Below are 26,396 nucleotides of genomic sequence, written 5' to 3'. Positions count from 1 at the left end.
GCCACAGACAAGGACGGGTGATGGCGAACGCTTCGGACTGGCAGGAAACCCTCGACGATCTCGATCGCCGACGACGGCACACACTCGGCATGGGTGGCCACGAGCGGGTCGCCAAGCACCATGCCAAGGGCAAGCTCGACGCCCGCGCCCGGCTGGACCGCCTGCTGGACAAGGGTTCGTTCCGTGAACTCGGCATGCTCGCCGGCGAGGATATCGCCGCCGACGGCATCGTGACCGGCTCCGGGCTGATCAACGGCGCACCGGTGATGGTGGGCGCCGAGGATTTCACCACCCTGGCCGGCAGCATCGGACCATCGGGTAACGCCAAGCGGTACCGGGTGGCCGAACTCGCTCTGCGCGACAAGATTCCGTTGGTCATGTTGCTGGAGGGCGCCGGCCACCGCGCCAGCGGCGAGCGGTACGGACGTACCCCCACCGATCTGCTGGCCCAGGCACAGTGCTCTGGCCGGGTGCCGACGGTGGCCGCTCTGCTCGGTCCGTCGGCGGGACACGGCGCACTGGTGGCGCCGGTGAGCGACTTCCGCATCATGAGCAGCCAGGGCGCCATCTTCACCGCGGGTCCCCCGGTCGTGAAGGAGTCCACTGGTGAGGACATCACCAAGGAAGACCTCGGCGGACCGAACGTCGCCCTCTACAGCGGAGTGGTCCACAACCTCGGCGAAGACGACGAGGCCGTCCTCGACGACATCCGGCGCTACCTGTCGTACTTCCCGTCGAGCGCGTGGTCCTATCCGGAACAGGTCGCAGAGGACATCGCAGAGGACGGGGAGACCGCGCCCCGACCGACCCCAGAGCTGTTGGACATCATCTCCCGCGACAATCGGCGCGTCTACAACATGCGCTCGGTGCTCGACGTCGTCTTCGACAACACCGATTGGTTCGAGGTCCAGCCGTATTTCGGCAAGGCCATCATCTGCGCACTGGCACACCTGGGCGGGCATCCGGTCGCCGTGGTCGCCAACCAGCCCAACGTGCTGGCCGGATCCATCGATGCCGATGCCGCCGACAAGGCAGCACATTTCATCATGGTCGCCGATTCCTTCCATCTGCCGATCGTGTTCTTCGCCGACAACCCGGGCATGCTGCCCGGCAGCCGCTCGGAGCGCTCCGGTGTGCTGCGGGCCGGCGCCCGGATGTTCGCCGCGCAGACCGCCGCCACCACGCTCAAACTGCATGTCACGCTACGCAAGGCGTACGGCTTCGGCTCAATGGTGATGTCCCTGCTCGGATTCGACGGGCAAGAGGCCACCTTCGCCTTCCCCGGCGCCACCATGGGCGCCATGAGTGCGGCGGCGCTGTCGAAGGCCTCGCACGCCGAGGAGAATCTTGCCGCCAGACTGCGTGAGGCAGAGCTCACGGCCTCGTTCCGGTCCGCCGGGCATCTCGGTTTCGATGAACTCATCGACCCGCGCGAGACCCGCGACCAACTGCTCGACGCGTTGCGACGGGGACTGCGGGCCCGCCAGGCGGCCGCCGAACCGGTGCAGCGCACCGTCATCCTGCCCTGAGGCGGTGCTGGTGTGGCGGCGCCCGAAGACTCAGGACTGCCGGTAGGCCGTCACGATCGGTTCGAGCTCGTCCGGGGTCGCACCGTGCAGGATCACCGCGTCGGCACCGTAGCCGAACTCCTTGCGGATCCGGTCCACACACTGGCGCGCCGATCCGGTCGCCGAGGGCTCCAGCCATTCGTCGGGGATCAGGGTGGCGATGTGCTCGATCTGCGCGGCGGTGGCCTTGTGGTCGATTCCGCCGGGGATCGAGGTGACCACGGCGTCCTGGCGGAAGCGTTGCAGCACAGCAGGATCCCACTTGTTCGTGGCGACCAGGAGATCACCGTAACCCTGGAGGTAGGTGGCCAGGCGGGCAACGGTCTTCTTCAACCGCAGTTCCTCGGGTAGGTGGTCGCCGACAGTGGCGAAACATGACCACACCCGCACGCTCGCGGGATCTCGGCCGGCTTGCTCGGCGGCGTCTTTGACCGTGTTGACCGCGCGCTGCAATGTCTCCGGTGTGAAGTAGGTGTGCAGGATGACATCGTCGAAGGCGCGGCCACCCAGGGCCAGCGTCTGGGGTCCGAACGCCACGATCGCCAATCGGATGTCCTCCCGGAAATCGGGATCCAGGAACAGCACCTGGTACTTGCCGATCGGCCCGTCGTGGTTGAAGATCACCTCGCCGTGCCACAGCCGACGCATCACCTGCGCGAAGTCCTCCATCTGCGCGGTCGTCACCGCGGGCACCCCGAAGGCGTGGTAGATGGCCGCGATCCCGCGCCCGATGCCCAGGGTGAACCGGCCCCTGGACAGCTTGTGCATGGTGGTGGCCCAGGATCCGGTGATCAACGGGTGACGGGTGTGGTGATTGGTGGCGGCGGTGGCGATCTGCATCCGGTTCGTCACCGCGCACGCGGCACCGGTGAGCGACGAGGCCTCCTTGACGTTCCAGCGCTCGGAGATGAACGCGGTACCGAATCCGAGCTCCTCGCCCCGGCGCGCCTCGTCCATCAGCGTCGCCGGACCCTCACCCCCGGCGCCGGCCAGCAGGTAGTAGCCGAGTTCGTCGAGTACCGCTGTGCCAATCCCCATGTCGCTTCGCTCCTGACCGCCGGACATCACGCCCAAACTCCGTGCTTGTAGCCACAATTCCACACCTCGGTGATACGGCCGTCGCGCACCCGGAAGATCTCGATGCTGCTGATGGTGGTCGCGGCGCCGTCCTTGAGCATCATCGGAGACTGGTAGACGATCGCGACGTGCTCACCGTCATCGCCGGCCACCACCAGGTTCAGGTCGAACCGGATGGTGTCGAACATCGCCCAGTGGTCCACCACCCGCTGGACCGCTTCGGCGTGGGTGAGGGTGGTGGACTCCCCGACGTCGTGCCGGACCACATGCTCGCCCAGCAGTTCTTCGGCCAGCGCGAAGTCACGTTCGTTCCACACCACCAGGTTGTACTGCTCCACCACTTGCCGTGCGGATCTCACCGGAACTCTTCCAGCGCACCGGTGTCCTCGATAGCCGCGACGGCGCGGTCGATCAGCGTCACACACAGCCGCCTCGACCGGTCGGGCACGATATCCCAGGTGAGCAGGGCGACCACCGGCATGTACATCAGAAGGGCGACGCCGAATCGGTAGTGCCGCCATGCCTGCTCGAACGAATAGTCGTCGACTCCATGGTATTTCAGTTGTGTCACGCATTCGCGCACCAGGTCAGGGTCCTTGCCCCGGCGCACCTCGGTCGGCAGGCCCTGGCTGACCAGGTAGGCAATATCGGCCGCCCCGGCTCCGCGCACCGTCAACTGAAAATCGACGATCTTGAGAGCGTCGTCGCGGAAGAACATGTTGTCGGCGCGGATGTCGCCGTGCAGCAACATCGCCCGTTCGGTCAGCGCGGTCAGCGCCTGCGGCGCCAGTTCACCGAACCGCTCGGCGAACCGGGCCACCTGGTCGGGCACCGGTTGGTCGGTCTTGTCCAGATACAGTTGCCAGCCGGGAGTGAAGGCGGGTAGGAACAAATTCCTGGTCAGCGCATCATCGATCACCGGAAAGCGTTGCAGGGAAGCCTCTTCGGCATCCGTCTCGGACCACGCGTGCAGGCTTGCCAGTGCGTTCAGGGCGGTCCGGACCCGTGGCAACGACAGGCCGGCGAGATGGTCGGCGTTCTCCCAGTCCCGCAGGTCCTCCAGCACCAGCACGAAATCGTCGCCCGAGATCAGCGCGGCGTGACAGGCCGGGACGGACAACGGCGCCACAGCTGCGATGTGGCGGTAGAAGTCGAACTCTCGCCGGTATCCGCCGAGCAGCGCCATACCGCCGCGCGCCTCCGATTCCGCGGGAAGTTTGACGATCACGGTCTCGGGAACATCGGTCCCGGTCAACTGCAACCGGTAGAGCAGCGCCGAGAATCCGGTGTCCTCGGCGATCCGCTCGGCCCGCGCGGTGGTGACGGTGCCGGGCAGCGCCTCCGACAGCCAGGCCGCCGTCACCTCACCGATACCGGACGGGACCACCGAAGTCATCGTCGACCTTTCGGGAAATTTGACGCTGAACAACTAAGTTAGTTGTCGGCCCACTAATATGCAAGGGTGCCGTCCCCCGCCCAGGGCCTGACCCAACCAGAACGCGTCGAGATGTCCGCCCAGCGGCTGCTCATCGCGGCCGCCGAATTGATCGTCGAAAAAGGCTGGGAGGCAACGACGGCGGCGGAGATCGGGCGACGCGCCGGGTACAGCCGGGCCATGGTGCACGCCCGCTACGGCAGTAAGGACGCCATCCTGACGGCGTTCCAGCAGACCTATGTGGCCCGGCTGAACCCCGATCCGGAGCCCGACGCCGACGGTCTGGCGCAGGTGCTCGCGCATTTCGAGCGCATCCAGGAGATCCACGCGGTGGACCCCGCGCTCATGCGGGCCATGTTCGTGTCGGCGTTCGAGGCGGTCAAGACCGTCTCACCGCTGCGCGAGGCCGTCCGCACCCAGCTGCGCGAAGCGGCCGGCAAGATCGAGGCCGGCCTGCGCACCGGCATCGACGACGGATCGATCCGGCCCGATATCGATATCGACAGCGCACGGGAGGACATCACCGCGTCGGTCTTCGGGATCGCCTACCAGTGGATCGTGGTGCCCGAGGATCACGATCTCGACGCCGAGATCAACCGCGTTCGGGCACGGCTGATCTCAAGCTACGCACCGGCGCCCTGACCGACTGCGGGAACCGGTCGCCACCGGCGGCATCGGCATTGCGCAATTCCGCCGCGCGGCTAGCTGCCGGCACTGCCCGCGGTGAACCGCAGAATGGTGCGCGTCAGATGCAGGCTGGTGATCACCCATGTGCCCGCACGCTTCTCGTACGTCTCGTGATAGTGGCCGGCCCCGAACAGTTCGCCCCCGTTCGGGAACAACAGCAGATCCTCCATCGCCCAGATGGCCGATGCGGTGGTGTCGGAGGTGAGGTCGATCTCCGGGGTGTGCACATGATGCTTGGTCTGCGCGTGCTCGACACCGCCGAGCACCACCGGCACGAACTCGTCCAGTCCGTTCAGATCGGGTGCGGTCTGACCGTCGGCTCCACCGGTGGAGATCGCCATGTCCAGCCTCACCACGACATCGGGAGCGAACAACCCCTTCCACGCCTCGTAGTCCTTGGTGTCGAGGAACCGGCAGTACCGCGCCTTGAGTCGGCGAATTGCCTCAAGGTCGTCCATATCAGAACTGTGCCATTCCGTTGTCGATCGCCAGCGCCACGGCGGTGATGTGGCGGGCCTCGTCAGAAGCCAGCCAGACCGCGGACGCGGCGACATCCTCGGGTTCGACGCCCCAGTCCGGAGTGAACGGGGTCCCCATCTGCACCAGCGTGGGGTTCGTCTCAAACGCCTTGCTCAACGCCACCAGCATGTCTCCAGAACCCATCGCGGTGGGCACCGGGCCGGGATGCAGGCTGTTCACCCTGATGCGATGCCTGCCGAGCTCGGCGGCGAACGCACGCGCCATCCCGGTGACAGCGTGCTTGCTGGCGGTGTAGTGCACCATGAAGGCCTGCATCTTCACGCCCGCGAGCGAACTCACCAGGATGATCGAGCCGCCATTGCCGCCGTCGATGATGTGCTGCGCACCCGCCTGGACGGTGTTCCATACACCGGTGACATTGATGTCGATGACGTCGCGGAAGGACTCCGGGGTGATGTCATGCCAGGCCTCGGGGATGGTGATGCCGGCGTTGGCGACGATCACATCGAGGCGGCCCAGTTCGGCGACACCGTCGTCGACAGCGGACTTCAGGCCCTCGAAGTCCCGCACATCCACCGCGCGGTGAAAGATCCGCCGCCCGGTCGCCTTCACCAGATCGACCGTCTCCGCGAACTCATCGGGCGTGGCCGACAGATAGGGCACCTTCGGCGGCAGGGGTCCGGCGATGTCGACCGCGATGATGTCCGCACCCTCTTTCGCCATCCGGACCGCGTGCGCACGTCCTTGACCACGTGCCGCTCCGGTGATGAACGCGACCTTGTCGGTCAACAACCCTGGCATCGCGCTCCTTTGCATTTCACGGCAATTGCGGATGATACTACTGTAAGCTGTTCAGTATCTTGGCCGGATCGCGGAGGTTGGTCGTGAAGGTTCCGTTCACCTGGAAGGTCACCGGCTGGTTCGTCATCGGCTGGTCGGCGGAGTTCCTCACCGGCGAAACCCGAGCCCTCCGATACTTCGGTGCGGACCTGGTGGCCTGGCGGGACGAGTCGGGTGAACTGCACCTGATGGAGGCACACTGCAAGCATCTCGGCGCCCACCTGGGCCACGGCGGCAAGATCGTCGGCGACTGCGTCGAGTGCCCCTTCCACGGGTGGCGCTGGGGACCCGACGGCACCAACAGGTTCATCCCCTATCAACCCGACCGGCCCAACCGTGGAGTCCGCCTGCGTGTCTACCCGGTGCGGGAACAACACGGTGTGGTGTTCATGTGGCATCAACCGCACGGGGCGGCGCCGCAGTGGGAGCTGCCCGATATCTTCGACAAGTTCCCCCAGTTCCCCACCGACCCGGACAGGTACTATCGCCCGTTCCCCGAATTCTCCCGGTTCGCCGAGAACGAGCCGGTGCATCCGCAGATCGTCGCCGAAAACGGGCCCGACAGCGCACATTTCCGCTATGTGCACCGCGCCACGGTCACGCCGGTGTGCCTGGACTGGAAGGTGGTGGACAACGAATGGCGGTTCCTCACCGGGTGGCCCGACGCGCGCAGTGCCGACCCCGACCGGATGGCGCTCTACATCCACAGCCACTTCTCCGGCCTCGGCTTCGCCATCAGCGTCTTCGAAGGTGCCGCCAACCACCGGCTGATCTTCGCGTGCACACCCGTCGACGACCAGGTGTCGAACATGTTCTATTCGATCTGGTGGCCCAAAGAACCCGGCGACACCTCCGATATCCCACCCGAGGATGTCCGTAAGCGGGTGGAGCAGCAGTACCTCGTCACCGTCTGGGACGACCTGGAGATCTGGCGCTATCAGAAATACGTCGAACGGCCGTCGCTGTCCAAGATAGATGCGAAACCCTATATGGCCATGCGTAAGTGGGCCACCCAGTTCTACGAGGTCGGCGCGGACGCGTGACCACGGCCGTCGTCACCCAGGAACTCCAGGGTGCGGTGGTCGGGCCCGACGCCGGGCTGGCCCTGCTCGCCGAGGAGGCGCGGCGGGTGGCACTGCCCAACATCGCCCGGTTGCTGCCCGCGGCCCGTGCCGCCGGCCACCACGTCGTGCACTGCCTGGTGCAGCGCCGCCCGGATGGGTTGGGCTCCAATCACAATGCCCGGCTGTTCGCCGCGGGTAAGCGCTCCGTCGACATCATCCCCGGTAGCGCCGGTGCCACTCTGCTGCCCGAATTCGGCCCGGAGCCCGCCGATCTGGTGCTGTCACGCTGGCACGGCGTCGGCCCGATGGGCGGCACCGATCTGGACGCGATCCTGCGCAATCTGGGTGTGACCACCATCGTCGCCGTCGGCGTCTCGCTGAACATCGCCATCCCCAACCTCGTGATGGACGCCGTGAACGCCGGCTACCGGGTCGTGCTCCCGCGCGACGCAGTAGCGGGATTCCCGGCCGAGTACGGTGCGGCCGTCATCGACAACAGCCTGTCCCTACTTGCCACCGTCACCACCACCGACGATCTGATCGCGACCTGGAGTACACATGCCTGAGGTAGCAACGCAATTCACCGTGACTGCCGTGGCCGAATCGGTCGCAACCGCAATACCGGACCGCACCTTGGTCAGCCAGGGCGACCGCCGGTACAGCTACCGCCATATCGTGGGCCGGTCGAATCGGCTGGCGGCCTACCTGCATTCGCGCGGTCTGGGCTGCCACACCGACCGCGATGCGCTGGCCGGCCATCAGGTGGGCCAGGATCTGCTCGGCATCTACGCGTACAACGGGCCGGAGTTCGTCGAAGGACTGCTGGGCTCCTTCCGCGCCCGGGTGGCGCCGTTCAACGTGAACTACCGTTACGTCAAAACCGAATTACAGTATCTGCTGGCCGATTCCGAGGCTTCGGCATTGCTGTATCACGCGGCGTTCGCACCCCGGGTCGCCGAGATCCGGGCTGAGCTGCCGAACCTCAAGGTGCTCATCCAGATCGCGGACAGTTCCGGCAATGAGCTGCTCGACGGCGCGGTCGACTACGAGTCGATTGTCGCCGAGAATGTCCCGGCACCCCCGGTGCAGCCCTCCCCCGACGATCTCTACGTCCTCTACACCGGTGGCACCACCGGCATGCCCAAAGGCGTCTTGTGGCGCCAGCACGATATCTTCATGACCGCCTTCGGCGGCCGCAACATGGTGACCGGCGAGCAGGCCGGCTCGGTCGACGAGATCGCGCGACGGGCGGCCGAGAACCCCGGCACCAAACTGCTGATTCTGCCGCCGCTCATCCACGGCGCCGCCCAGTGGGCCGCCATGACGGCGATCACCACCGGCCAGACGCTGGCCTTCCCCAGCATCGTCGATCGTTTCGACACCGATGATGTGGTGCGCACCATCGAGCGCGAACAGGTGCTGGTGGCCACCGTCGTCGGCGATGCCATGGCCCGGCCGCTGCTGACCGCGATCGAAACCGGTCTGCGTGACGGCGCCGCAGATGTCTCCAGCCTGGCTGTCGTCGCCAACGGTGGCGCGCAGCTCACTCCGTACGTCAAGCAGCGATTGATCGACGCCAAACCGGGACTCATCGTGATCGACGGCGTCGGCTCTTCGGAGACCGGTGCGCAGATGAGCCACATGTCGGCTCCCGGCGCCGTCTCGACCGGCATCTTCAATGCGGGACCCGATACCTGTGTGGTGGCCGAGGATCTCAGTTCCGTGCTGCCGCCGGCGCACGACGGTCTGGGCTGGCTGGCCCAGCGTGGCTACGTCCCGTTGGGTTACAAGGGTGATGCGGCCAAGACGGCGGCGACCTTCCCCGTCATCGGCGGCGTGCGCTTCGCGGTGCCGGGTGACCGTGCTCGCCATCTGGACAGCGGTGCCATCGAACTGCTCGGCCGGGATTCGGTGACCATCAACTCCGGCGGCGAGAAGATCTTCGCCGAAGAGGTCGAATCCGCGATCGCCTCGCACCCCGCGGTGGCCGATGTCGTGGTCGCCGGCCGGCCCAGTGAGCGGTGGGGCTCCGAGGTCGTCGCGGTGGTTGCGCTGGCAGACGGCGCCCACGTCGACGCCGAAGAGCTCATCCGGCACGCCGAGAAGTCCATCGCGCGTTACAAACTGCCCAAGGCCGTGGTGTTCCGGCCGGTCGTTGAGCGCAGCCCGGCGGGCAAGGCCGACTACCGGTGGGCCCGCGAGCAGGCGATCACTGATTCCTGAGCCTGCGATGGGTGCGCCGGCGCGCCATGGCGAGGGTGGCGTCGGCGTACATCCGCATTCCGCGCCGGAACGGCGGCGCCGCGCTGCCGGTCATGCTGAACGGCAGGTCGGTACCCACCACCGTGCGCTGGTGACTGAACGCATCGAAGCCGGCCTTGCCGTGATAGGCGCCCATACCGCTGCGCCCGACGCCACCGAATGGTGCCGCCGACGGAATCATCTGCGCGGCGAAGTCGTTGCGGGCCACACCACCACTGCGGGTGTGGCTCACGAAGGTCCGGAACGCCGTACCGTCGGGTCCATACCAGTAGGCCACCAGGGGCGCGGGGCGGGCGTTGATGTAGTCGATCGCCTGTGTCAGCGTGGCGTACCCGTGCACCACCAGGACGGGTCCGAAGATCTCCTCCCGGGCGATCCTCATCGTGTCGTCGATATCACGCACGATGGTCGGTGCGATCTTGCGGCTCGTCCGGTCCGGCAGCGACTCTCCCGGCGGCGCAACGGCTTCCACCGTAGCCCCGCGGGTGCGCGCATCGTCGATCAGCCCGACCACCCGGTCGAAGTTGGCGTCGTTGACGCTCGAGCAGTAATCGCCGTTGCCGACGATCGACGGGAACATGGTGCGCAACGTCTGGCGGGCGACGTCGACGAATTCGCCGATCTTGTGATCTGGCACGAAGACGTAATCGGGACAGACGCATACCTGTCCGCCGTTGACCATGCGTGCCTGAGCGATCCGGGTGGCAGAGCGGCGGATATCGGCGTCGGACGCCACCACCACCGGGTTCTTGCCCCCGAGTTCGAGGGTCACCGGGACCAGGTTCTCCGATGCAGCGCGCTGCACCAGTGCGCCGACCCCGGGCGAGCCGGTGAAGAAGAGGTGATCCAACGGCAGTGTCGAGAACTCCGCGGCCGTGTCGGCGCCACCGACCAGTACGGCCAGTTCGGTCTCGTCGAAATAGTCGGGTGCCTTCGCGCACATCACCTCTGCTGTGTGCGAGGTGATCTCGGACATCTTGATCATCACCCGGTTTCCTGCGGCGAACGCCGCAGCGGCCGGCAGTACCACCAGATTCAGCGGGAAGTTCCATGGACCGATGATGCCGACGACACCCAGCGGCGCCGGCTCCACCTCGGCTCGCAGGCCCGCCACTCGGGCGGCACGCATCAGCTTGGTCGCCCGCATCCATTGCGCCACGTGGGCTCTGGTGTGTTCGATCACCGGGATGATCCCGACGACTTCGGTGAACAGTGATGCCGACCGGGACCGCGTGCCGAAGTCGGCGGCCATCGCGTCGGCGAACTCGTCGGTGTTGTCGAGCACCAGCGCCAACAACCGGTCGATGCGGTGTCGCCGGACCGCGACGTCCGGCGGTCCGTCGGCGATGAAGGAGCGCCGCTGACGGTCCAGCAGGGCACGCATGTCCACCTGTCCACTCACCCGTTCGTCGGTCGTGCCCATATCTGCCCACTCCCTCCCGGTGGCTGCCACGGTAGCAGCCCGCGCCGTCCCGTGACGCTGACACCGTCCAACGACATCCCCGCTGGAAAGCGAGGTGTTTCGCCCTGACGGCACGCTCTACTGTAATCTTTACCGTAATAGCGATTTCGTACGATCGCACCAACGCGGGGAGCAGGCGTGGAAAGCCAGATCGAGGATCCGACCGGTACCCCGGACGTCCTGGGCGGATCCTTCAACCTCTTGCGGGATCCGTATCCCCTGTTCGCGTACCACCGCGCCCGCAACGGCGTGTTCGAGGGCAGTGTCATGGACTGGCGCAAGACCCCCGAGTCTCTGCGCGCCGAGCATCAATTCGCCGCGGTGTCGTTCGATGCGGTCAGCACCGTCTTCCGGGACGGCAAGTCCTTCAATTCGAAGATCTACGACGCCACCATCGGTCTGTTCATCGGACCGTCCATCCTGGCCATGGAGGGCAAGCCGCACCGGGACCATCGAAACCTCGTCACCACGGCATTCAAGACGAAGTCGCTGGCCCGCTGGGAACCCGAGATCGTGCGGCCCATCTGCGAGGCGCTGATCGACGAGTTCATCGAGACCGGGCGCGCGGACCTGGTCCGCGATTTCACCTTCGAGTTCCCCACCCGCGTCATCTCGAAACTGCTGGGCCTGCCCGAAGAGGACCTGGCCTGGTTCCGCGCGCGTGCCGTCGAATTGATCAGCTACACAGTCAAATACCAGCGCGCCTTCGAGGCGTCCGCGGCGCTCAAGGACTACTTCCTCAACCAGATCGAACTTCGCCGTTGTGCACCCACCGACGACATCATCGGAGACCTGGTGACCGCCGAGGTCTCCGGCGAGAAGCTCACCGACGAGGCCATCTACTCCTTCCTGCGACTGCTGCTGCCCGCCGGACTGGAGACCACCTACCGCTCTTCGGGCAATCTGTTGTATCTGCTGCTGACCCATCCCGAGCAGTTCGCGGCCGTCCAGGCCGACCGGGGACTGCTCGGCCAGGCCATCGAGGAAGCTCTGCGGTTCGAGACACCGCTGACCACCGTGCAACGTTCGGCCAATGTCGAGACCGAGCTCGACGGGGTGAAGCTGCCCGCGGGCGCCGTGATCGACGTATGTATCGGCTCGGCCAACCGCGACGAAACCCGTTGGGAGCGGCCCGGAGAATTCGACATCTTCCGCACGCGGGTGCCGCACATCACCTTCGCCGCCGGCGAGCACACGTGCCTGGGCCTGCACCTGGCCCGGATGGAGACCCGGGTGGCGATGGAGTGCCTGCTCAACCGTGTCACCGATATCGAACTCGACACCAGTACCGATCCGCATATCTTCGGGCAACCGTTCCGCTCACCCACCGCCATCCCCGTCACCTTCGAACCGGTCATCTAACCAGCGCCGCGGCCGACGACGGCAACCTTGTTGTCCGTCCTACCTCTTCGTGGCATCGTTCTGCACTGCGGACTGCCGGGGCAGCCGCCATCCGATCGTCTTGGTCTCGGTGTACTGCGCAAAGCCCTCGATACCGCACTGCCGGCCGACGCCGCTGTTCTTGTAGCCGCCGAACGGAGCGTCGGCTCCGTAGTACATGCCGCCGTTGACACCGACGGCGCCGCTCCGGATCCGGCGTGCCACAGCCATCGCACGCTCCGACGATGTGGACACCACCGCTCCGGCCAGACCGAAAGCGCTGTCGTTGGCCAGCCGTACCGCCTCGTCGTCATCGTCGAACGGGATGAGCACCAGGACCGGACCGAACACCTCGTCCTGCGCGATCGACGACGACGGATGCGCCCCGACGATGACCGTGGGCGCCACGAAGTGGCCACCGGCCAGATGAGCCGGCAACCCCTGTGGCACAGCGCCGCCCACCACGATCTCCGCTCCGTCACGGCGGGCGCCCGCGATCGCGTCGAGCACCCGCTTCTGCTGGGCCGCACTGATCAAAGGGCCCACCAGCGTGGTGGGCAGTACCGGATCGCCGACCGGCACCGCGCCGAAGGCCATCGTCACATTGGTGACGGCCTCATCGAACAGGCTGCGGTGCACCAGCATCCGGGTGTTCGCCGCGCATGCCTGCCCGGCGTGCACGCACGCCCCGATCGCACCGGGGATGATATGGGCCGGGTTGGCGTCGTCGAGCACGATCATCGCGGACTTGCCGCCCAATTCGAGGAATGTGCGCTTCATGGTGTCCGCACCGACCCGCATGAGGTGCTTGCCCACGGCGGTCGACCCGGTGAACGACATCATGTCCACGCGCGGGTCGGTGCCGAGCAGTCCGGCGACCTCGTTGGACGGCGTCGGCACCACATTGACCACCCCGGCCGGGAAGTCGGTGCGCTCGGCGATCAGACGACCCAGCCGGGTGGCGTTCCATGGCGTGTTCGGATCGGGTTTGAGCACCACCGTGTTACCGGCCGCCAGGGCCGGGCCGAGCTTGTTGAGGATGACCTCGATGGGGAAGTTCGACGGCGTGATCGCCGCGACCACACCGACCGGTTCCTTGACCACCGTCCGGGCGTTGCGCTCACCGAACAGGCCGCCCCCCACGAGTGCGCGCTCCCATTCGAATTCATCGATCAGTCGGGCGGGGTAACGCAGCGCATCGGCGAGCGGCCAGTCCAGTTGTGCATTCTGCGTCGTCATGGCCGGGCATCCGACCTCGGCGATCAGTTCCTCACGCAGATACTCCTTTTCGGCCTCGATGGCGTCCTGCAGCTGCAGCAGCACACGCCGGCGCAGTGCCCGATTGGTCGACCACTCACTCTCGTCGAAGGCGCGCCGGGCGGCGCCGATCGCGGCGTCCATATCCTCGGCATCGGCCGCCGCGGTCGCGCCCAGCACCAGCCCGGTCGCCGGGCTGACGTTGTCGAACTCGGCGCCGGAGGCGGCCGCCACCAACTGACCGTCGATCAACATGCGTTTCTCCGCACGGCTCGCCGCACGCCGCCCGATCTCCACGCTCGTGCTCTGCTCTGCGACGAGCTCGCTCACCACAACCTCCATCACCCCGGCTTCGTGGCCTTACCGACCAGACTCGATATACGATACTGTAAGAATTACAGTTGGCTTCTACAGTTCACCGAATCGGCAGGAGGCGCCCCCATGCGGACAGCACTGGCACCGGAGATCTCGACATGGCCGCCGTACAAGGGGCCCACCGGAAAGGATTTCGTGCCGGTCGCGTTCGCCCCTGTGCAGGAGGGCCGATGAGCTCCGGCGTGAACGATGTGGCGATCATCGGGGTCGGCCTGCACCCGTTCGGCCGGTTCGAGGGCAAGTCCGCCATGGAGATGGGAGTGGACGCGATTTGCGCGGCCGTCGCCGACGCGGGAGTCGAATGGCGCCACATCCAAGCGGCAACGGGCGGCAGCTGGACGGTCGCCAACCCCGACGCCATCGTCGGCATGGTGGGACTGTCCGGAATCCCGTTCACCAATGTGTTCAACGCGTGCGCCACGGCCGCGTCCGCGGTCAAGGTGTGCGCCGACGGTATCCGGCTCGGCGACTACGACATCGGCATCGCCGTCGGGCTGGACAAACACCCGCGCGGCGCGTTCACCGAGGATCCGGCGCTGGTCGGGATGCCGAGCTGGTACGCCGAGAACGGCCAATACCTGACCACCCAGTTCTTCGGCATGAAGGCCAACCGCTACCTGCACGACCACCACATCTCGGCGCGCACGCTGGCCAAGGTGGCCAACAAGAACCTGCGCAACGGCGCACTCAATCCGAATGCTTTCCGGCGCAAGCCGATCGCCGAGGACGACATCCTCAACTCGGCCATGCTCAACTATCCGCTGACGCAATACATGTTCTGTGCGCCCGATGAGGGCGCCGCCGCGGTGGTCATGTGTCGCGCCGACATCGCACACCGCTACACCGCCAAACCGGTGTACCTCAAGGCAGTGGAGGTCCGCACCCGCCGCTACGGGGCCTATGAGGTGAACACCACGTGCGCGCCGGTGGAAGAGGACGTGGCACCCACCGTGTACGCCGCCCGAGCCGCATTCGAAAAGTCCGGTGTCGCACCCGAGGACGTCGATGTCGTGCAGTTACAGGACACCGACGCGGGCGCCGAGATCATCCACATGGCCGAATGCGGGTTCTGTGCCGACGGCGACCAGGAGAAACTCCTCGCCGAGGGCGCCACCGAGATCGGCGGCTCACTGCCCGTCAACACCGACGGCGGATTGATCGCCAACGGCGAACCGATCGGCGCGTCCGGTCTGCGGCAGATCCACGAACTGGTGCGCCAGCTGCGAGGCGAGGCCGGTGATCGTCAGGTCCCCGGCACGCCGAGAGTCGGCTTCGCCCAGCTCTACGGCGCCCCCGGCACCGCGGGCGCCACCGTCCTGACGCTCTGACCCACCCCCGCCGAAATGAACACACGGGCCGCAAAGTGCGAGTAGATCTGGCCGTTTCGTCGATCTCGGCATCCTAAGAAAGGCAAACCCCGATGACCGGACAGTTCCGGGACGCACCGATCTTCGACGCGGACCAACACATGTACGAGACCGGCGACGCGTTGACGAAGTTCCTACCGGACAAGTACAGCCGCGCCGTGCAGTACGGACGGTTCGGTAAGCAGACCCGCATCGTGATCAACAACCGCGTGACCGACTTCATCCCCAACCCCACCTTCGAACGAGTGGCCGCCCCCGGAGCTCACGAGAGATTCTTCGCGGGTGAGAACACCGAAGGCCAGACCCTGCGCGAGATGCAGGGCCAGGCCATCGATGCACCCGAGGCGACGCGGAATCCGGTCGCACGACTCAAGGAGCTGGACCACCAGGGGGTGACCGAAGCCCTGAACTACCCCACCCTGGGCAGCCTGGTAGAGCACTCCAGCGCCGATGACCCGGCCCTGACCCTGGCGATCATCCACGCGCTCAACGAGTGGATTCACGAGCACTGGAGCTTCAACTACGAGAACCGGGTGTTCACCACCCCGATCATCAACCTCTCCGAGGTCGATGCCGCCCAGCGCGAGCTCGCCTGGCTGCTCGAGCGCGGCGCGAAAGTTGCGCTCATCAAGCCCGGTCCTGTGAACGGCCTGCACGGTTGGCGCTCCCCGGCTCTACCCGAATTCGACCCGTTCTGGCGTGATGTCGAAGCGGCCGGGTTACCCATCGTGTTGCACGCCAGCTACCCACCGTTGGACGACTACGTCGGCAAGTGGGAACCGCCGTACACGCAGAACTTCATGACGCAGAGCGCCTTTCGCTGGATGGTTCTGGGCCACCGCGAGATCGCCGACATGATCACCGCTCTCATCTGTCACGGCACCCTGACCCGGTTCCCCAGGCTGCGCGTCGCCAGCGTGGAGAACGGCAGTGGCTGGATCTTCCCGCTGTTCAACGATTTCGAGGACCTGCAGAAGAAGATGCCGCAGAACTTCCCCGAACATCCGCACGACGTGTTCCGGCGCAATATCTGGGTCAGCCCGTTCTGGGAGGGCTGTGTCTCAGATGTGGTGAACACCGTGGGCTGGGACAAGGTCATGTTCGGTTCGGACTACCCACACCCGGAGGGGCTTGCCGAGCCGAAGGGCTTCTGGAAATACGCCGAAGGGATGGACGTACGTCGCACCTACGACTTCATGGGTGACAACGCCCGCCGGTTCATGGGCCTGCCGTTGGCGAATCCCGACCCCGCCGCGGCGCAGCCGCCCGCCCTGGCCGAGATCTGAGCTATGACCACGGCGACCTCACCCACGGTCGAATTCGACCCGTTCTCCGAGGACTTCTTCGCGAATCCGTATGACATCTATCGCCGGATGCGGCAGGAGACCCCGGTTTACTACAGCGACCGGTACGACTTCTACGCGTTGTCCCGCCACCAGGACGTCGCAGCGGCGTTCAAGGATTACGAAACCTTCTCCTCCGCTTACGGTGTCGATCTGGCGCAGGTACGCAAAGACGTAGTGACCGAACACGGGTCGATCATCGCCATGGACCCGCCGGCACATCGCCGGATGCGCAGCCTGCTCAACAAGGTCTTCACCCCGCGCGCCATCGAGGCCCGCCGCGAGTTGGTCACCTCGTCGGTCGAGCGGCACTTGGCGGCGGTCGACCCGCGCGGGTTCGACTTCGTCCAGGACTTCTCGGCACGGTTCCCGGTCGACGTGATGACCATCATGCAGGGCGTACCCGAGCCGGACCGTCAGCAGGTCCGGGTGTGGATCGACGATCTCCTGCACCGGGACCCCGGCCAGGTCGACATGAGCGAGTCCGGTCTGAAGGCCGGGGTGGACATGGCGGTCTACTACTACCGGCTGGTCAAGCGGCGCCGCGGTGAGCTTGGTGATGATCTGTTGAGCACCCTGATCGCCGCCGAGATCGAGCGCGACGGCGGTGCGATGGAACCGCTGACCGACCTCGAAATCACCGAATTCGCCATGCTTTTGGGCGGCGCGGGTGCCGAAACCGTCACCAAATTGCTCGGGAACGCGGCCGTCGTATTTGCGCAGAACCCGGATCAATGGCAGAAGCTGCTCGACGACCGCAGCAAGATCCCGCTCGCGGTGGAAGAGCTGTTGCGCCTCGAAGCACCCGCACAGTACAACGTCCGCCGGGCGCTTCGGGACGTCACGCTGCACGGCGTGACCATTCCCGCGGGCAAACCGGTCTTCCTGCTGGGCGGCTCGGCCAATCGAGATCCCCAGGCCTGGATAGATCCCGACCGATTCGACATCACGCGTGACCGCACCCAGGCACAGAATCTCGGGTTCGGCTACGGAATCCACAGCTGTTTGGGGGCGGCGCTGGCCCGGATGGAGAGCGTGGTGGCACTCGAGCGGATGCTGGACTTCATGCCGCAGTACGAGGTCGACTGGACCGGATGCAAACGCGTCAACATGCAGAACGTCGCGGGATGGAGCCACGTGCCGGTCAGAGTACTTCCCTAGCTCCCACTTGTCGGTACCCTCTGTGATGATGGGTTCATGTCCGGTACCGCAACATCTTTGGCCGCCGGACAGCGGCTGGAGGTGTTGTTCGACGAGATCGCCGAGTTGTGCGGGCAGCGCAACGCGATCGACGGGCGCCTGGTGCAGATCGTGGCCGAGTTGGAGCGCGAGGAGCTATGTGGCCTGACCGGTGTCCGTTCCCTGTCGGCGTTGGTGGCGTGGAAAACCGGGGTCGCCCCGCGTAACGCCGAGACCGTCGTCGCGGTGGCACGACGGTTGCAGGAGTTCCCGCGCTGCGCCGAAGCCCTGCGTGAGGGGCGGTTGTCGCTGGATCAGGTCGGGGTGATCGCCGAACGTGCCGCCGAGGGCTCCGATGAGCACTACGCCGAACTCGCTGCGGTGGCCACCGTCAGCCAGCTGCGCACCGCAATCACGATGGCACCGCGACCCGATCCCGAGCCACCGCCCGAATCAGGACCGGAGGTCACGAAAACCTCCACCGGGGACCGGTACACCACCTACCGGATCCGGCTACCCCGTCTGGACGCCGCGACATTCGATGCGGCCGTGCAGTCCCACCACGACGCGTTGATCGCCGAACACCCCGCCGACACCGAAGACAGCACTCCGTTCCCGACTCGGGTGGATGCGTTCATGAGCCTGGTCGAGGCCGGCTGGGACACCGACGTGGCCCGGCGCCCACACGGCCAGCACACCACCGTGGTCGTGCACCTCGACCTCGACAAGCCCGCCGCCGCACTACACCTGGGCCCGCTCCTGTCCGAGGGCGAACGGCGCTACCTGCTCTGCGATGCCACCTGCGAGGTCTGGTTCGCACGCCACGGCCAACCGATCGGCGCTGGCCGGTCCACCCGCACCATCAGCCGCCGGCTGCGCCGCGCCCTGGAGCACCGCGACCGCTGCTGTGTGGTGCCCGGCTGCGCTGCCACCCGCGGACTGCACGCCCACCACCTCCAGCATTGGGAAGACGGCGGCCCCACCGAACTGTCCAACCTGGTGCTGCTCTGCCCGTTCCACCACCGCCTGCATCACCGCGGCGGCCTCACCCTCACCGGCCCCGCGGACCGGCTGGTCGTCACCGACAGCGACGGCCGAAAACTCGACGGCGGCGCCTTGGCCCGCCCACCCACCACACCGGCACCCGTGGTCCCGCCCTACCCCGGACCGACCGGCGAACGCGCCCAATGGTGGTGGTACCCACCCTTCGCACCACCACCACCGGCATCCGACCAGGGGTGACATCCGCGCAGGTCAGGCCGTCCTGCGGCGCGCGCCCGCGCCGCGTTTGCTAGATTCGCAGCATATGAGTCGGCCCATCGTTGCGCCATCCCGTCGATCACGCCACTGACCGCCGGCCTACGAGAGGACCACTGCCCGTGCCCTACCTGGGATTGCTGGTCACCGCGCTCATGGTGATCGCCATCGTCGATATCGCCCGCGCTGACGAAGCGCGCATCCGCGGACTCCCCCGCGCCCAGTGGACATTGCTGGTCGCCCTCATTCCGGTGGCAGGCGCGCTCGCGTGGTGTATCGCGGGGCGTCCATCGCCCGATCGGAGTGCACCCGACGAGCTGATCACCGATCCGGGTGCGGAAGAAGAATTCCGCCGGCGGTGCCGGGAGCGCGCCGAGATGCAACGCCGGGCCGCGCGGTCGGGGCGGGACAACTCGACCGACTGACAGGTCGTCAGGAGACCTTCTGGCGCGGCGGCGCGTAGGCCGGCTTACCCAGCCCCAGTACGTGCTGGGCGATCATATTGCGGAAGACCTCGAGCGTCCCGCCGTAGATCCCCACCAACGGCGCGAAGCGGTACACGTACTCGCTGCGGTCGTCCAGCCCGCCCTCGGCTCCGATGGGCAGTGCGGCAGCCGGTCCGGCGATATCCATCAGATCAGGTGCCACATCCCGCATGGTCTGCGCCAGCGCGACCCGTCCGAAGATGCTGGACGCGGACAGCGACGCCTCGATCCGAGCGATGCTGCGGCCCAGCCGATAACCGACCGAGGTGTCCTGCGTGGCCCGCGACCCCACCAGGGCGGCGATGTTGTCGGCGGCCTCCACCATGAATCCGGCCTGGTGCATCATGATCGACACATCGGCCAGCCCGTCATCGGCGGCCGCGACCGCGCCGTGCTCGGCGTCCAGGGGTTCACGCACGACCGTCCAGCCGCCATTGACCTCGCCCATGCGGTACTTGTCGTCGACGCGGACATCCGAGTAGTACACGATGTTGGTCCGGTCGCCGTCGACGGTGCGGATGCCCTGGATCTCGATACCCGGCAGATCCAGGGGCACCAGAAACATGGTGAGGCTCTTGTGTTTCGGTGCGTCGGGGTCGGTGTTGGTGATCAGGAAGACGTACTTGCAGTTGTGCGCCCCGGTGGTGAACATCTTGGATCCGTTGATGATCCACGCTGATCCATCGCGCACCGCGCGGGTCTTGCACGTGGCGACGTCGGAGCCGCCCTCCGGTTCGGTGTAGCCCAGGCACAGTCGCACCGTGCCGTCGAACACCCCACGCAGCACGTCGTCACGGATCTCGGGCTGGGCGAATTTCGCCACCGACCGAGCCACCATCGAGGTGGTTCCCCATGTCACCCACGGCACCTCGGCACGGCGCTTCTCCAACTGCCAGATGCGTGACTGCACCCGGCTGAAGCCGCCGTCGGCTTCGGTCTTCCATTCCTTTTCCAGATACCCGGCGGCGGCGAGGGCCAGATGCACACCCTCGTCGAAGTTGTCACCGGTCTCCCGGTCGCGACGGATGACGTCCTCGGTCACCACGGCAGCCAGGAACTCGCGCACCTCGGTGCGAAAGGCCTCGTCCTCGGCGGATAGTTCAACTCGGGAGAAATCCATGCCTAATCCTCTTTCTTCTGGACCGAACGGCTCTCGCGGGCCGCGACGATCTGGGCGATGTGTATCGCCGTGGCGCCTGGGTCACCGCCGGCCAGCGCCCAGCCTCGGGCGCGGACCAGGTAGGCGGTGGCCGCGGCCTCGGCCGACACGCCAAGCCCACCTTGTATGTGCACGGCCATGGTGGCGGCCTTGGCGGCCTCCTCGGCCATGAACACGAATGCAGACGGTGCCAGTTCGGGCCGTTCGGCCGGCTCGTTGTCCAGGAACCACGCGGCCCGCCGGGCCAGACCACGACCGCTCTGCACGGTGATCGCGATATTGGCCAGCGGGTGCGAGATCCCCTGCAGCGTCCCGATCGGCACACCCAGGGTGTGGCGGGACTTGGCGAACTCCGCGGCGATGGTCATGGTCTCCTCGACCAGGCCGACCAATGCCGACGCGGTGAGCAGACGCCATTCATCCAGTGCGCGTTGGTATTCGACGACGGCGGTGTCACCGCTGGCAAGTACCACCCGGTTGTCCGCACCGGCCGGGTCCACCCACGCCATCGGCAACTTGCCGATGTTGTCCACCTTGGCCGGCAGACTCGAGAACTGGAGGAGCACGATCGCTCCATCTTCTTCGCCGTCACGGGCGATCACCCGGTCAGCGAGGGATCCGGCCGGGATCAGCCGGGCGCCCGACGGCGCGACCTGCTGCGGGTCGAACGCGACAAGCTGCGTTCCCTGCACGATCTCCTGCGAATCCAGCGCTCCCAACCGCGCCAGGAGCCGGGACGCGACCACATGATCGATCCACGGCACCGGCGCCAGCGCCCGTCCGATCTCCTCGGCCACCAGGGTGAGATCGACAAGGGTGGCACCATCGCCTCCGACGGACTCGGGCAGCGCCATCGTGGTGGCCCCCATGGCGCACAACCGTTCCCACAGACTCTTGTCGAAGCCGCTCGGCTCAGCCGCCCGCACCGTCTCAATATCGCAGTGCGACGTGAAGAACTGCCGGTAGGCGGTCTGCAGATCGACATGGTCCGCGGTCAGGCTGTAATCCAGTCGGCGCAGTTCGAAGCGATCCATCACTTCTCCTTCTCTGAGCGCTCGCCGAAGAAGAACTCCGCGGCATTGTTGAACAGGTAGTTGTCCAGCACGTCGGCGGGAAGATCGAGGGCCAGCGCCTCCGGCACCACCCGCTCCATCCGCAGCACCGGAAAGTCGGAGGCGAAGATGACCTTGCCCTTGCCACGCGTGCGCATGTAGTGCAACAGGCTCTCCGGCAGGCGTTTCGGCGACCACGCCGACGTCATCAAGCGAAGGTTCTGATACTTCATCAACATCCGGATCGCGATATCCCACCACGGGTCGGCGCCGTGAATCATGCACAGCTTGAGTTCGGGGAATCGTACGCAGACCCGGTCCAGGTGAATCGGGTTCTGCACCTCGCCGGGGATCGGCGGTCCCGGGATACCGGTGTTGACGCACAAGGGAAGTTCCCATTCGGCGCACTTGGTGTAGAGCGGGTAGTACACCGCGTCGCTCGGCGGATACTGGCCGTCGCCCCAGAAGCTCGGTCCGACAACGGCATACGCGACGGGTAGATCGTTGGCGATGGCCGCGAGCTCGCGCAGCGACGGGATGGGCCGTAGCAGGTTCACCCCGCCCATCGCCAGCGCGAAGCGGTCGGGATGGGCATCGACGAACTTGCGTGCTGTCACCGACGGCTTGGCCAGCGAGTCCATCAGGATGGCGCGCCGCACACCGTGGGTGTCCATCTCGTCGAGCAGTTCGGCCAGATCGATGGGGTCGTACATCGATTTCGGGCCCTTGAAGTAGTCGTCGCGCACCTTCGTCATGAAGGCAGGCTGGTTCTCCGTCTCACCGAAATGCACGTTGGCCAGACAATCGATGACTGGACGGGCGCTACTTGTCATGCCTTGACTCCTTCGACCGCGCATTCTTTGGCCCACCGATAGTCGGCCTTGCCGTTGCCGAGCCTGCGGATCTGATCGACGTACAGCACGTCCTTGGGGATCTTGAAGCGCGCCAACCGTGTCGCGCAGTGCTCGCGAAGCTCCTCGGTGCCCACCTCGGTCCGCGGCCGTACCGAGACGATCCCGACGACCTCTTGACCCCAGCGTTCGCTGGGCCGACCCACCACCAGAGCATCCGCAACGCCGGGGTGCGCACGCAGCACCTCTTCGACCTCCTCGACGAAAACCTTCTCACCACCGGTGTTGACAACCAGCGAATCCCGGCCGTACAAGCGCAGCGACCCGTCGGGCTCCAGGGCCGCACGATCACCCGAGACCACCACCCGCTGCCCGGCAACCTCGGGGAAGGTACGGGCGGTGGCGGCCGCATCGTTGAAGTAGCCCAGCGGGATTCGCCCGTTACGGGCCACCCAGCCGACCTCGGGCTCTCCCGGTGTCAGGAACCGGGAGTAATCCTCGGCGAGCACCAAACCGCCGGCCCGCAGCTGGAAGGTATCGGCGGTGGGGGTCTCACGCCGGGTGTGCCCGAACCCCATGTTTCCGGTCTCGGAGGAGCCGAAGCCGTTGATGATGGTGATCTGCGGTATGTGTTCCAACAGCGCCCGTTGGTGTGTGGGATTGGTCGCGGCACCGCCGGTGCCGATCGCGAACATCGACGACAGGTCGTAGGACCGCCGTGTCAATTCCTCCACCAATGGTGCGGCATAGGCATCGCCGACCAGGGTCATCAGGCCGATCCTCTCGCGCTCTGCCGTGGCAAGCACCGTCCGCGGATCGAACTTCGGCTTGGTGTCGTGCAGTACGACGGTCTGGCCGGACAGCAGACCGGAGAACGCGGTCCACATTCCCGCGGCATGCATCAGCGGGGACACCGCGAACCAGGGCGGCCCGGCTTGGGTGACCTTGGTGTGGATCTCCTCGACCGCGTCGTGATCGGCCCCGTTCATCGACGACACGTAGATGTCACCTTGACGCCACAGCACCCCTTTGGGACGGCCCGTGGTGCCACCGGTACAGATCATCAGCAGGTCGTCCGGAGACACCGGACCCACGCAATCGGAATCACCCTGGGCCAGTGCGTCGTCCAGTGAGATCGAACCCGCCAGCTCGGGGCCTTCCCCATCGTCGACCGAGATCAACAGATCGCCGCTCCGTGCCGCATCGCGCAACACAGAAGCGAACCTCGCGCCCAGCGAACGGTGATAGATCACCGCCCGCGGCGCCAGGTACGCCAGCAGGTCGGCGACCTCTCCGGGCGAGTAGTAGTAATTGACGTTGACCGGCACCGTGCGTGCCTTCAGGGCGCCGATGACCATCTCCGGGTACAGGTCGTTGTGCATCAACAGTGCAACCCTGTCCTGGCCGCACTCCCAGCGGTTCAGCTCACCGCGTTCGGTGTGCGCGCCGAGTCCGTTGGCGGCCAGAAAGTTCGCCAGCCTGCGGGTTCGGTCCGCACCGTCGGCAAAGGTCGTGCGCCGCGATCCGCACACCGTCATCTCACAGTCCGGAACCGCGTCGGCGATGGCGTCGATGACGGCGCCGATGGTCCACTCGGGCACGGCGGGAGCTAGGCCGGCACCGTCAGATGTGCGACACCGGGCGCGATTCGGTGCAGATCACCGAGGAGTTCGAGTGCGTTGTCGCGCATCACCTTTCGAGTGTCTTCGAGGCTGAACTCGGGGAACTGCGGAATATCGGCGGTGAAGGTGGTCGGGTCGGCCAGCCCCTCGCCGTGCGGCCAGTCCGAACCGAACAGGATTTTGTCCACGCCGATGGTGGCCGCGAGCAGTTTGACGTCATCCTCGTAGTACGGCGCGATCCAGACATTGTTACGCAGCTGCTCGACCGGATCCTCCTTGAAGTGATACGGCGCGTTGTTGGCCGCCTTCTTCAGACGCTTGATCAGCCGGTAGACGAAGTACGAACCGTTCTCGATGCTGGCGACCTTGAGTTTGGGGTGCCGGGTGAAGACCTGGTGCACGATCATCGACGCCATGGTGTCGTGGATCGCGCGGTCGTCCATGATCACCATGTCCAGCGGATCGCGCTTGCCGAATCCCTGGAACACGCCGCTACCGCCCCACAACGCGGGGATCGCCATGTAGCCGGAGTCGGACAGATGGAAGACCACCACGACACCGGCCTCGGCCAGCCGGGCCCACACCGGATCGTGGGCGGGATCCCCGAGCGACCGGGGCCGGACCTCGCCCGGAACCGGCGCTGGTCGCACGCACACCAGCTTGGCTCCCCGGCCGATCACGAACTCGACCTCCGCGACCGCCTTGACGGGGTCGGCCAGCGAGATGATCGGAGCCGACACGAAGCGGCCGTCGGGTCGCTCGAATCCCCAGTCCTCATCCAGCCACAGGTTGAACGCGTGCACCGAGGCCATGGTGGCCTCGATATCGTGTTTGAGGCCCTCCTCCACTCCGCAGGCGAAGGTCGGCAGCATGAACACCGTCTCCAGGTGTTGCCGGTCGAGCACCGTCAGCCGGGCGTCCCGGTTCTGATACTCGGGATGGTCGGCCAGCCGGTCCACCTTCATCAGCGAGGCCGGATCGACACCCTCGGGGATCTCACCGCGGAACAGCAGATCCAGGCAGCCGGGTTCGATGATCGGGTCGAAGGTCGGGTTCGGGATGAAGTGGTTGACCGTGCCGCCGAACACCGCGAGCGTGCGTTTGCCGTCCTGCACCATCTGGACGCCGCGGCTGCGGAATTCCTTGGGCAGGTGCCGGGTGAACGCGTCGATCGGCTCGTAGTAGTGGTTATCGACGTCGACGGCCAGGTACGGGAGGCGCTCGGGTGTATCGGTCATGGTCATTCCTTCCAATCAAGCAAGCGGCGGGAAATTCGGGGGGCGTTTCTCGAAGAATGCGGTGATGCCTTCGACAAGATCCGGCCGGACCATCGATTCGTGCATCAGGGTCTCGGCGCGGGAGCTGACGTTCACCACCTCATCGGTGGCATCGCCGTAGAGCTGTGCCTTGATCACGGCCATGGACGCCGGCGAGCAGTTGCGGGCCAGGTCCTCGGCATACTCCAGCGCGCGTTTCAACAGATCCTGCGGCGCCACAACCTCTTTCACCAAGCCGAGCCGCTGAGCCTCTTCCGAGTAGAAGGTGCGCCCGGACAGCAGCAGATCCGCCGCCGCACCCCAGCCGGCCAGTCGCGGCAGGATCCAGGTGATGCCGTACTCGCCGATCAACCCACGGCGCGGAAAGGCCGTCGCGAACTTCGCGCCGGACGCGGCGAACCTGACATCGCACATCAGTGCGTGGGTCAGTCCGATCCCGACGCAGGCACCGTTGATCGCCGCGATGACGGGTTTGCGCAGGGCGGTCAGGAAGTGTGGATGACGCTCCCCGACGATCTTGCTGACGTCGGTGTCGCCGCTGATCGATGCACCCAGATCCTGCATCGCACCCATGTGCGCGCCGGCACAGAACCCGCGGCCGGTGCCGGTCAGCACGATCACCCGGACCGCCGGATCGGCCTCGGCGCGGTCGAACCTGGCGTACACCCCGGCGGAGATATCGGCACCCCAGGAGTTCAGCCGCTCGGGCCGGTTCAGGGTGATGACCGCGACGCCGGTATCGGTGACCTCATACAGGACCGCATCACTGTGCGACGTCTCACTGGCCATAGATACTGTATACCTATCGGTAATACATTCCGCAAGCCGCTGCATGCCCCGCTACCAGCGGAAAACTCCCGTCATGCCGGGGCTTCGCCACGACCGGAGGTTTGGCTTGGAGCGGGCGCGAACACGGG

24 protein-coding genes are annotated in these 26,396 nt (G+C 66.2%); 11 read left to right on the top strand and 13 right to left on the bottom strand.

Translation table 11 applies throughout. The features are described from left to right. The first annotated feature begins 20 nt into the window (after positions 1-20). Positions 21-1,529 (top strand): acyl-CoA carboxylase subunit beta, encoded by a 1,509-nt coding sequence (locus FHU31_RS10610; RefSeq protein WP_167158075.1) that lies wholly within the window; start codon positions 21-23, stop codon positions 1,527-1,529. Positions 1,530-1,559: 30 nt separating this feature from the next. Here the strand turns inward: FHU31_RS10610 and FHU31_RS10605 are convergent, their stop codons facing one another. From FHU31_RS10605 to FHU31_RS31490, 3 genes are read right to left on the bottom strand one after another with little or no spacing between them, the layout of a single operon-like run. Beyond that, positions 1,560-2,633 (bottom strand): TIGR03857 family LLM class F420-dependent oxidoreductase, encoded by a 1,074-nt coding sequence (locus tag FHU31_RS10605; protein ID WP_409371228.1) that lies wholly within the window; start codon positions 2,631-2,633, stop codon positions 1,560-1,562. After that, complete coding sequence (locus FHU31_RS31495) at positions 2,633-3,004, bottom strand: nuclear transport factor 2 family protein (RefSeq protein ID WP_263988039.1); 372 nt, start codon at positions 3,002-3,004, stop codon at positions 2,633-2,635. The genes FHU31_RS10605 and FHU31_RS31495 overlap by 1 nt, the downstream gene beginning before the upstream one ends. Then, positions 3,001-4,041 (bottom strand): phosphotransferase, encoded by a 1,041-nt coding sequence (locus FHU31_RS31490; RefSeq protein ID WP_234901182.1) that lies wholly within the window; start codon positions 4,039-4,041, stop codon positions 3,001-3,003. Before FHU31_RS31490 ends, FHU31_RS31495 begins: the two co-directional genes overlap by 4 nt. Before the next feature lie 66 nt (positions 4,042-4,107). On the opposite strand from FHU31_RS31490, the gene FHU31_RS10595 reads away from it, so the two are divergent. Continuing rightward, entirely contained in the window at positions 4,108-4,722 is a 615-nt protein-coding gene (locus FHU31_RS10595) for a TetR/AcrR family transcriptional regulator (protein WP_263988040.1), read from the top strand. A 59-nt stretch (positions 4,723-4,781) separates the two neighbouring features. Here the strand turns inward: FHU31_RS10595 and FHU31_RS10590 are convergent, their stop codons facing one another. Next, positions 4,782-5,225, bottom strand: coding sequence for a nuclear transport factor 2 family protein (locus FHU31_RS10590; protein WP_167158069.1), 444 nt, complete (start codon positions 5,223-5,225; stop codon positions 4,782-4,784). A gap of 1 nt (position 5,226) precedes the next feature. Beyond that, a complete protein-coding gene (locus FHU31_RS10585) occupies positions 5,227-6,048 on the bottom strand; it encodes a mycofactocin-coupled SDR family oxidoreductase (protein ID WP_167158067.1) in 822 nt (273 codons plus the stop codon). 83 nt (positions 6,049-6,131) lie between these two features. On the opposite strand from FHU31_RS10585, the gene FHU31_RS10580 reads away from it, so the two are divergent. The 3 genes from FHU31_RS10580 to FHU31_RS10570 are packed head-to-tail and all read left to right on the top strand — an operon-like array spanning position 6,132 to position 9,374. Beyond that, positions 6,132-7,130: an aromatic ring-hydroxylating oxygenase subunit alpha gene (locus FHU31_RS10580; protein ID WP_167158065.1), complete on the top strand. Its 999-nt coding sequence runs from the start codon at positions 6,132-6,134 to the stop codon at positions 7,128-7,130. After that, the gene (locus tag FHU31_RS10575) at positions 7,127-7,717 is read left to right on the top strand and encodes a cysteine hydrolase family protein (protein WP_167158063.1); all 591 of its coding nucleotides are present in this window, start codon (positions 7,127-7,129) and stop codon (positions 7,715-7,717) included. The genes FHU31_RS10580 and FHU31_RS10575 overlap by 4 nt, the downstream gene beginning before the upstream one ends. Next, on the top strand, positions 7,710-9,374 hold the full coding sequence (locus FHU31_RS10570; protein WP_167158061.1) for a medium-chain acyl-CoA ligase Mig: 1,665 nt from the start codon (positions 7,710-7,712) through the stop codon (positions 9,372-9,374). The genes FHU31_RS10575 and FHU31_RS10570 overlap by 8 nt, the downstream gene beginning before the upstream one ends. Here FHU31_RS10570 and FHU31_RS10565 read toward each other — a convergent pair. Further along, the gene (locus FHU31_RS10565) at positions 9,361-10,836 is read right to left on the bottom strand and encodes an aldehyde dehydrogenase family protein (protein WP_167158059.1); all 1,476 of its coding nucleotides are present in this window, start codon (positions 10,834-10,836) and stop codon (positions 9,361-9,363) included. The genes FHU31_RS10570 and FHU31_RS10565 overlap by 14 nt on opposite strands. Before the next feature lie 177 nt (positions 10,837-11,013). On the opposite strand from FHU31_RS10565, the gene FHU31_RS10560 reads away from it, so the two are divergent. Beyond that, the gene (locus FHU31_RS10560; RefSeq protein ID WP_167158058.1) at positions 11,014-12,237 is read left to right on the top strand and encodes a cytochrome P450; all 1,224 of its coding nucleotides are present in this window, start codon (positions 11,014-11,016) and stop codon (positions 12,235-12,237) included. A 39-nt stretch (positions 12,238-12,276) separates the two neighbouring features. Here FHU31_RS10560 and FHU31_RS10555 read toward each other — a convergent pair whose 3' ends face one another. Beyond that, the gene (locus FHU31_RS10555) at positions 12,277-13,767 is read right to left on the bottom strand and encodes an aldehyde dehydrogenase family protein (protein ID WP_234901381.1); all 1,491 of its coding nucleotides are present in this window, start codon (positions 13,765-13,767) and stop codon (positions 12,277-12,279) included. 302 nt (positions 13,768-14,069) lie between these two features. On the opposite strand from FHU31_RS10555, the gene FHU31_RS10550 reads away from it, so the two are divergent. The 5 genes from FHU31_RS10550 to FHU31_RS10530 all read left to right on the top strand — a co-directional run bounded on the left by FHU31_RS10550 (position 14,070) and on the right by FHU31_RS10530 (position 19,458). Next, entirely contained in the window at positions 14,070-15,215 is a 1,146-nt protein-coding gene (locus FHU31_RS10550; protein WP_167160885.1) for a thiolase family protein, read from the top strand. 92 nt (positions 15,216-15,307) lie between these two features. Beyond that, entirely contained in the window at positions 15,308-16,540 is a 1,233-nt protein-coding gene (locus tag FHU31_RS10545; RefSeq protein ID WP_167158054.1) for an amidohydrolase family protein, read from the top strand. 3 nt (positions 16,541-16,543) lie between these two features. Further along, positions 16,544-17,758 carry a cytochrome P450 gene (locus FHU31_RS10540; RefSeq protein WP_167158052.1) on the top strand — a complete coding sequence of 405 codons (1,215 nt, stop codon included), beginning with the start codon at positions 16,544-16,546 and terminating at the stop codon, positions 17,756-17,758. Positions 17,759-17,794: 36 nt separating this feature from the next. Beyond that, on the top strand, positions 17,795-19,018 hold the full coding sequence (locus FHU31_RS10535; protein ID WP_167158050.1) for an HNH endonuclease signature motif containing protein: 1,224 nt from the start codon (positions 17,795-17,797) through the stop codon (positions 19,016-19,018). A 137-nt stretch (positions 19,019-19,155) separates the two neighbouring features. Continuing rightward, positions 19,156-19,458: a PLD nuclease N-terminal domain-containing protein gene (locus FHU31_RS10530; RefSeq protein ID WP_167158048.1), complete on the top strand. Its 303-nt coding sequence runs from the start codon at positions 19,156-19,158 to the stop codon at positions 19,456-19,458. 7 nt (positions 19,459-19,465) lie between these two features. Here the strand turns inward: FHU31_RS10530 and FHU31_RS10525 are convergent, their stop codons facing one another. Genes FHU31_RS10525 through FHU31_RS10500 form a run of 6 tightly spaced genes read right to left on the bottom strand, consistent with a single transcriptional unit; the run spans position 19,466 to position 26,268 of the window. After that, complete coding sequence (locus FHU31_RS10525; RefSeq protein ID WP_167158046.1) at positions 19,466-20,638, bottom strand: acyl-CoA dehydrogenase family protein; 1,173 nt, start codon at positions 20,636-20,638, stop codon at positions 19,466-19,468. A gap of 2 nt (positions 20,639-20,640) precedes the next feature. Further along, entirely contained in the window at positions 20,641-21,711 is a 1,071-nt protein-coding gene (locus FHU31_RS10520; protein ID WP_167158044.1) for an acyl-CoA dehydrogenase family protein, read from the bottom strand. Beyond that, a complete protein-coding gene (locus tag FHU31_RS10515; RefSeq protein WP_167158042.1) occupies positions 21,711-22,562 on the bottom strand; it encodes an amidohydrolase family protein in 852 nt (283 codons plus the stop codon). Before FHU31_RS10515 ends, FHU31_RS10520 begins: the two co-directional genes overlap by 1 nt. Beyond that, entirely contained in the window at positions 22,559-24,181 is a 1,623-nt protein-coding gene (locus FHU31_RS10510) for an acyl-CoA synthetase (RefSeq protein ID WP_167158041.1), read from the bottom strand. The genes FHU31_RS10515 and FHU31_RS10510 overlap by 4 nt, the downstream gene beginning before the upstream one ends. 8 nt (positions 24,182-24,189) lie before the next feature. Then, on the bottom strand, positions 24,190-25,440 hold the full coding sequence (locus FHU31_RS10505) for an amidohydrolase family protein (protein WP_167158039.1): 1,251 nt from the start codon (positions 25,438-25,440) through the stop codon (positions 24,190-24,192). A gap of 15 nt (positions 25,441-25,455) precedes the next feature. Then, complete coding sequence (locus tag FHU31_RS10500) at positions 25,456-26,268, bottom strand: enoyl-CoA hydratase (protein ID WP_167158037.1); 813 nt, start codon at positions 26,266-26,268, stop codon at positions 25,456-25,458. Positions 26,269-26,396 lie beyond the last annotated feature (128 nt).

The sequence above is a fragment of the Mycolicibacterium fluoranthenivorans genome (assembly GCF_011758805.1).
Taxonomy (GTDB): Bacteria; Actinomycetota; Actinomycetes; order Mycobacteriales; family Mycobacteriaceae; genus Mycobacterium; species Mycobacterium fluoranthenivorans.
The sequence above is the reverse complement of the archived record's forward strand: the minus strand, read 5'-3'. Positions and strand labels throughout refer to the sequence as shown.

What these genes read in the sequence shown, in the direction of transcription:
- FHU31_RS10610 (WP_167158075.1), top strand. Translation starts at nt 21, where the DNA reads ATGGCGAACGCTTCGGACTGGCAGGAAACCCTCGACGATCTCGATCGC.
- FHU31_RS10605 (WP_409371228.1), bottom strand. Translation starts at nt 2,633, where the DNA reads ATGTCCGGCGGTCAGGAGCGAAGCGACATGGGGATTGGCACAGCGGTA.
- FHU31_RS31490 (WP_234901182.1), bottom strand. Translation starts at nt 4,041, where the DNA reads ATGACTTCGGTGGTCCCGTCCGGTATCGGTGAGGTGACGGCGGCCTGG.
- FHU31_RS10590 (WP_167158069.1), bottom strand. Translation starts at nt 5,225, where the DNA reads ATGGACGACCTTGAGGCAATTCGCCGACTCAAGGCGCGGTACTGCCGG.
- FHU31_RS10585 (WP_167158067.1), bottom strand. Translation starts at nt 6,048, where the DNA reads ATGCCAGGGTTGTTGACCGACAAGGTCGCGTTCATCACCGGAGCGGCA.
- FHU31_RS10570 (WP_167158061.1), top strand. Translation starts at nt 7,710, where the DNA reads ATGCCTGAGGTAGCAACGCAATTCACCGTGACTGCCGTGGCCGAATCG.
- FHU31_RS10565 (WP_167158059.1), bottom strand. Translation starts at nt 10,836, where the DNA reads ATGGGCACGACCGACGAACGGGTGAGTGGACAGGTGGACATGCGTGCC.
- FHU31_RS10555 (WP_234901381.1), bottom strand. Translation starts at nt 13,767, where the DNA reads ATGTTGATCGACGGTCAGTTGGTGGCGGCCGCCTCCGGCGCCGAGTTC.
- FHU31_RS10545 (WP_167158054.1), top strand. Translation starts at nt 15,308, where the DNA reads ATGACCGGACAGTTCCGGGACGCACCGATCTTCGACGCGGACCAACAC.
- FHU31_RS10540 (WP_167158052.1), top strand. Translation starts at nt 16,544, where the DNA reads ATGACCACGGCGACCTCACCCACGGTCGAATTCGACCCGTTCTCCGAG.
- FHU31_RS10535 (WP_167158050.1), top strand. Translation starts at nt 17,795, where the DNA reads ATGTCCGGTACCGCAACATCTTTGGCCGCCGGACAGCGGCTGGAGGTG.
- FHU31_RS10525 (WP_167158046.1), bottom strand. Translation starts at nt 20,638, where the DNA reads ATGGATTTCTCCCGAGTTGAACTATCCGCCGAGGACGAGGCCTTTCGC.
- FHU31_RS10520 (WP_167158044.1), bottom strand. Translation starts at nt 21,711, where the DNA reads ATGGATCGCTTCGAACTGCGCCGACTGGATTACAGCCTGACCGCGGAC.
- FHU31_RS10515 (WP_167158042.1), bottom strand. Translation starts at nt 22,562, where the DNA reads ATGACAAGTAGCGCCCGTCCAGTCATCGATTGTCTGGCCAACGTGCAT.
- FHU31_RS10505 (WP_167158039.1), bottom strand. Translation starts at nt 25,440, where the DNA reads ATGACCGATACACCCGAGCGCCTCCCGTACCTGGCCGTCGACGTCGAT.
- FHU31_RS10500 (WP_167158037.1), bottom strand. Translation starts at nt 26,268, where the DNA reads ATGGCCAGTGAGACGTCGCACAGTGATGCGGTCCTGTATGAGGTCACC.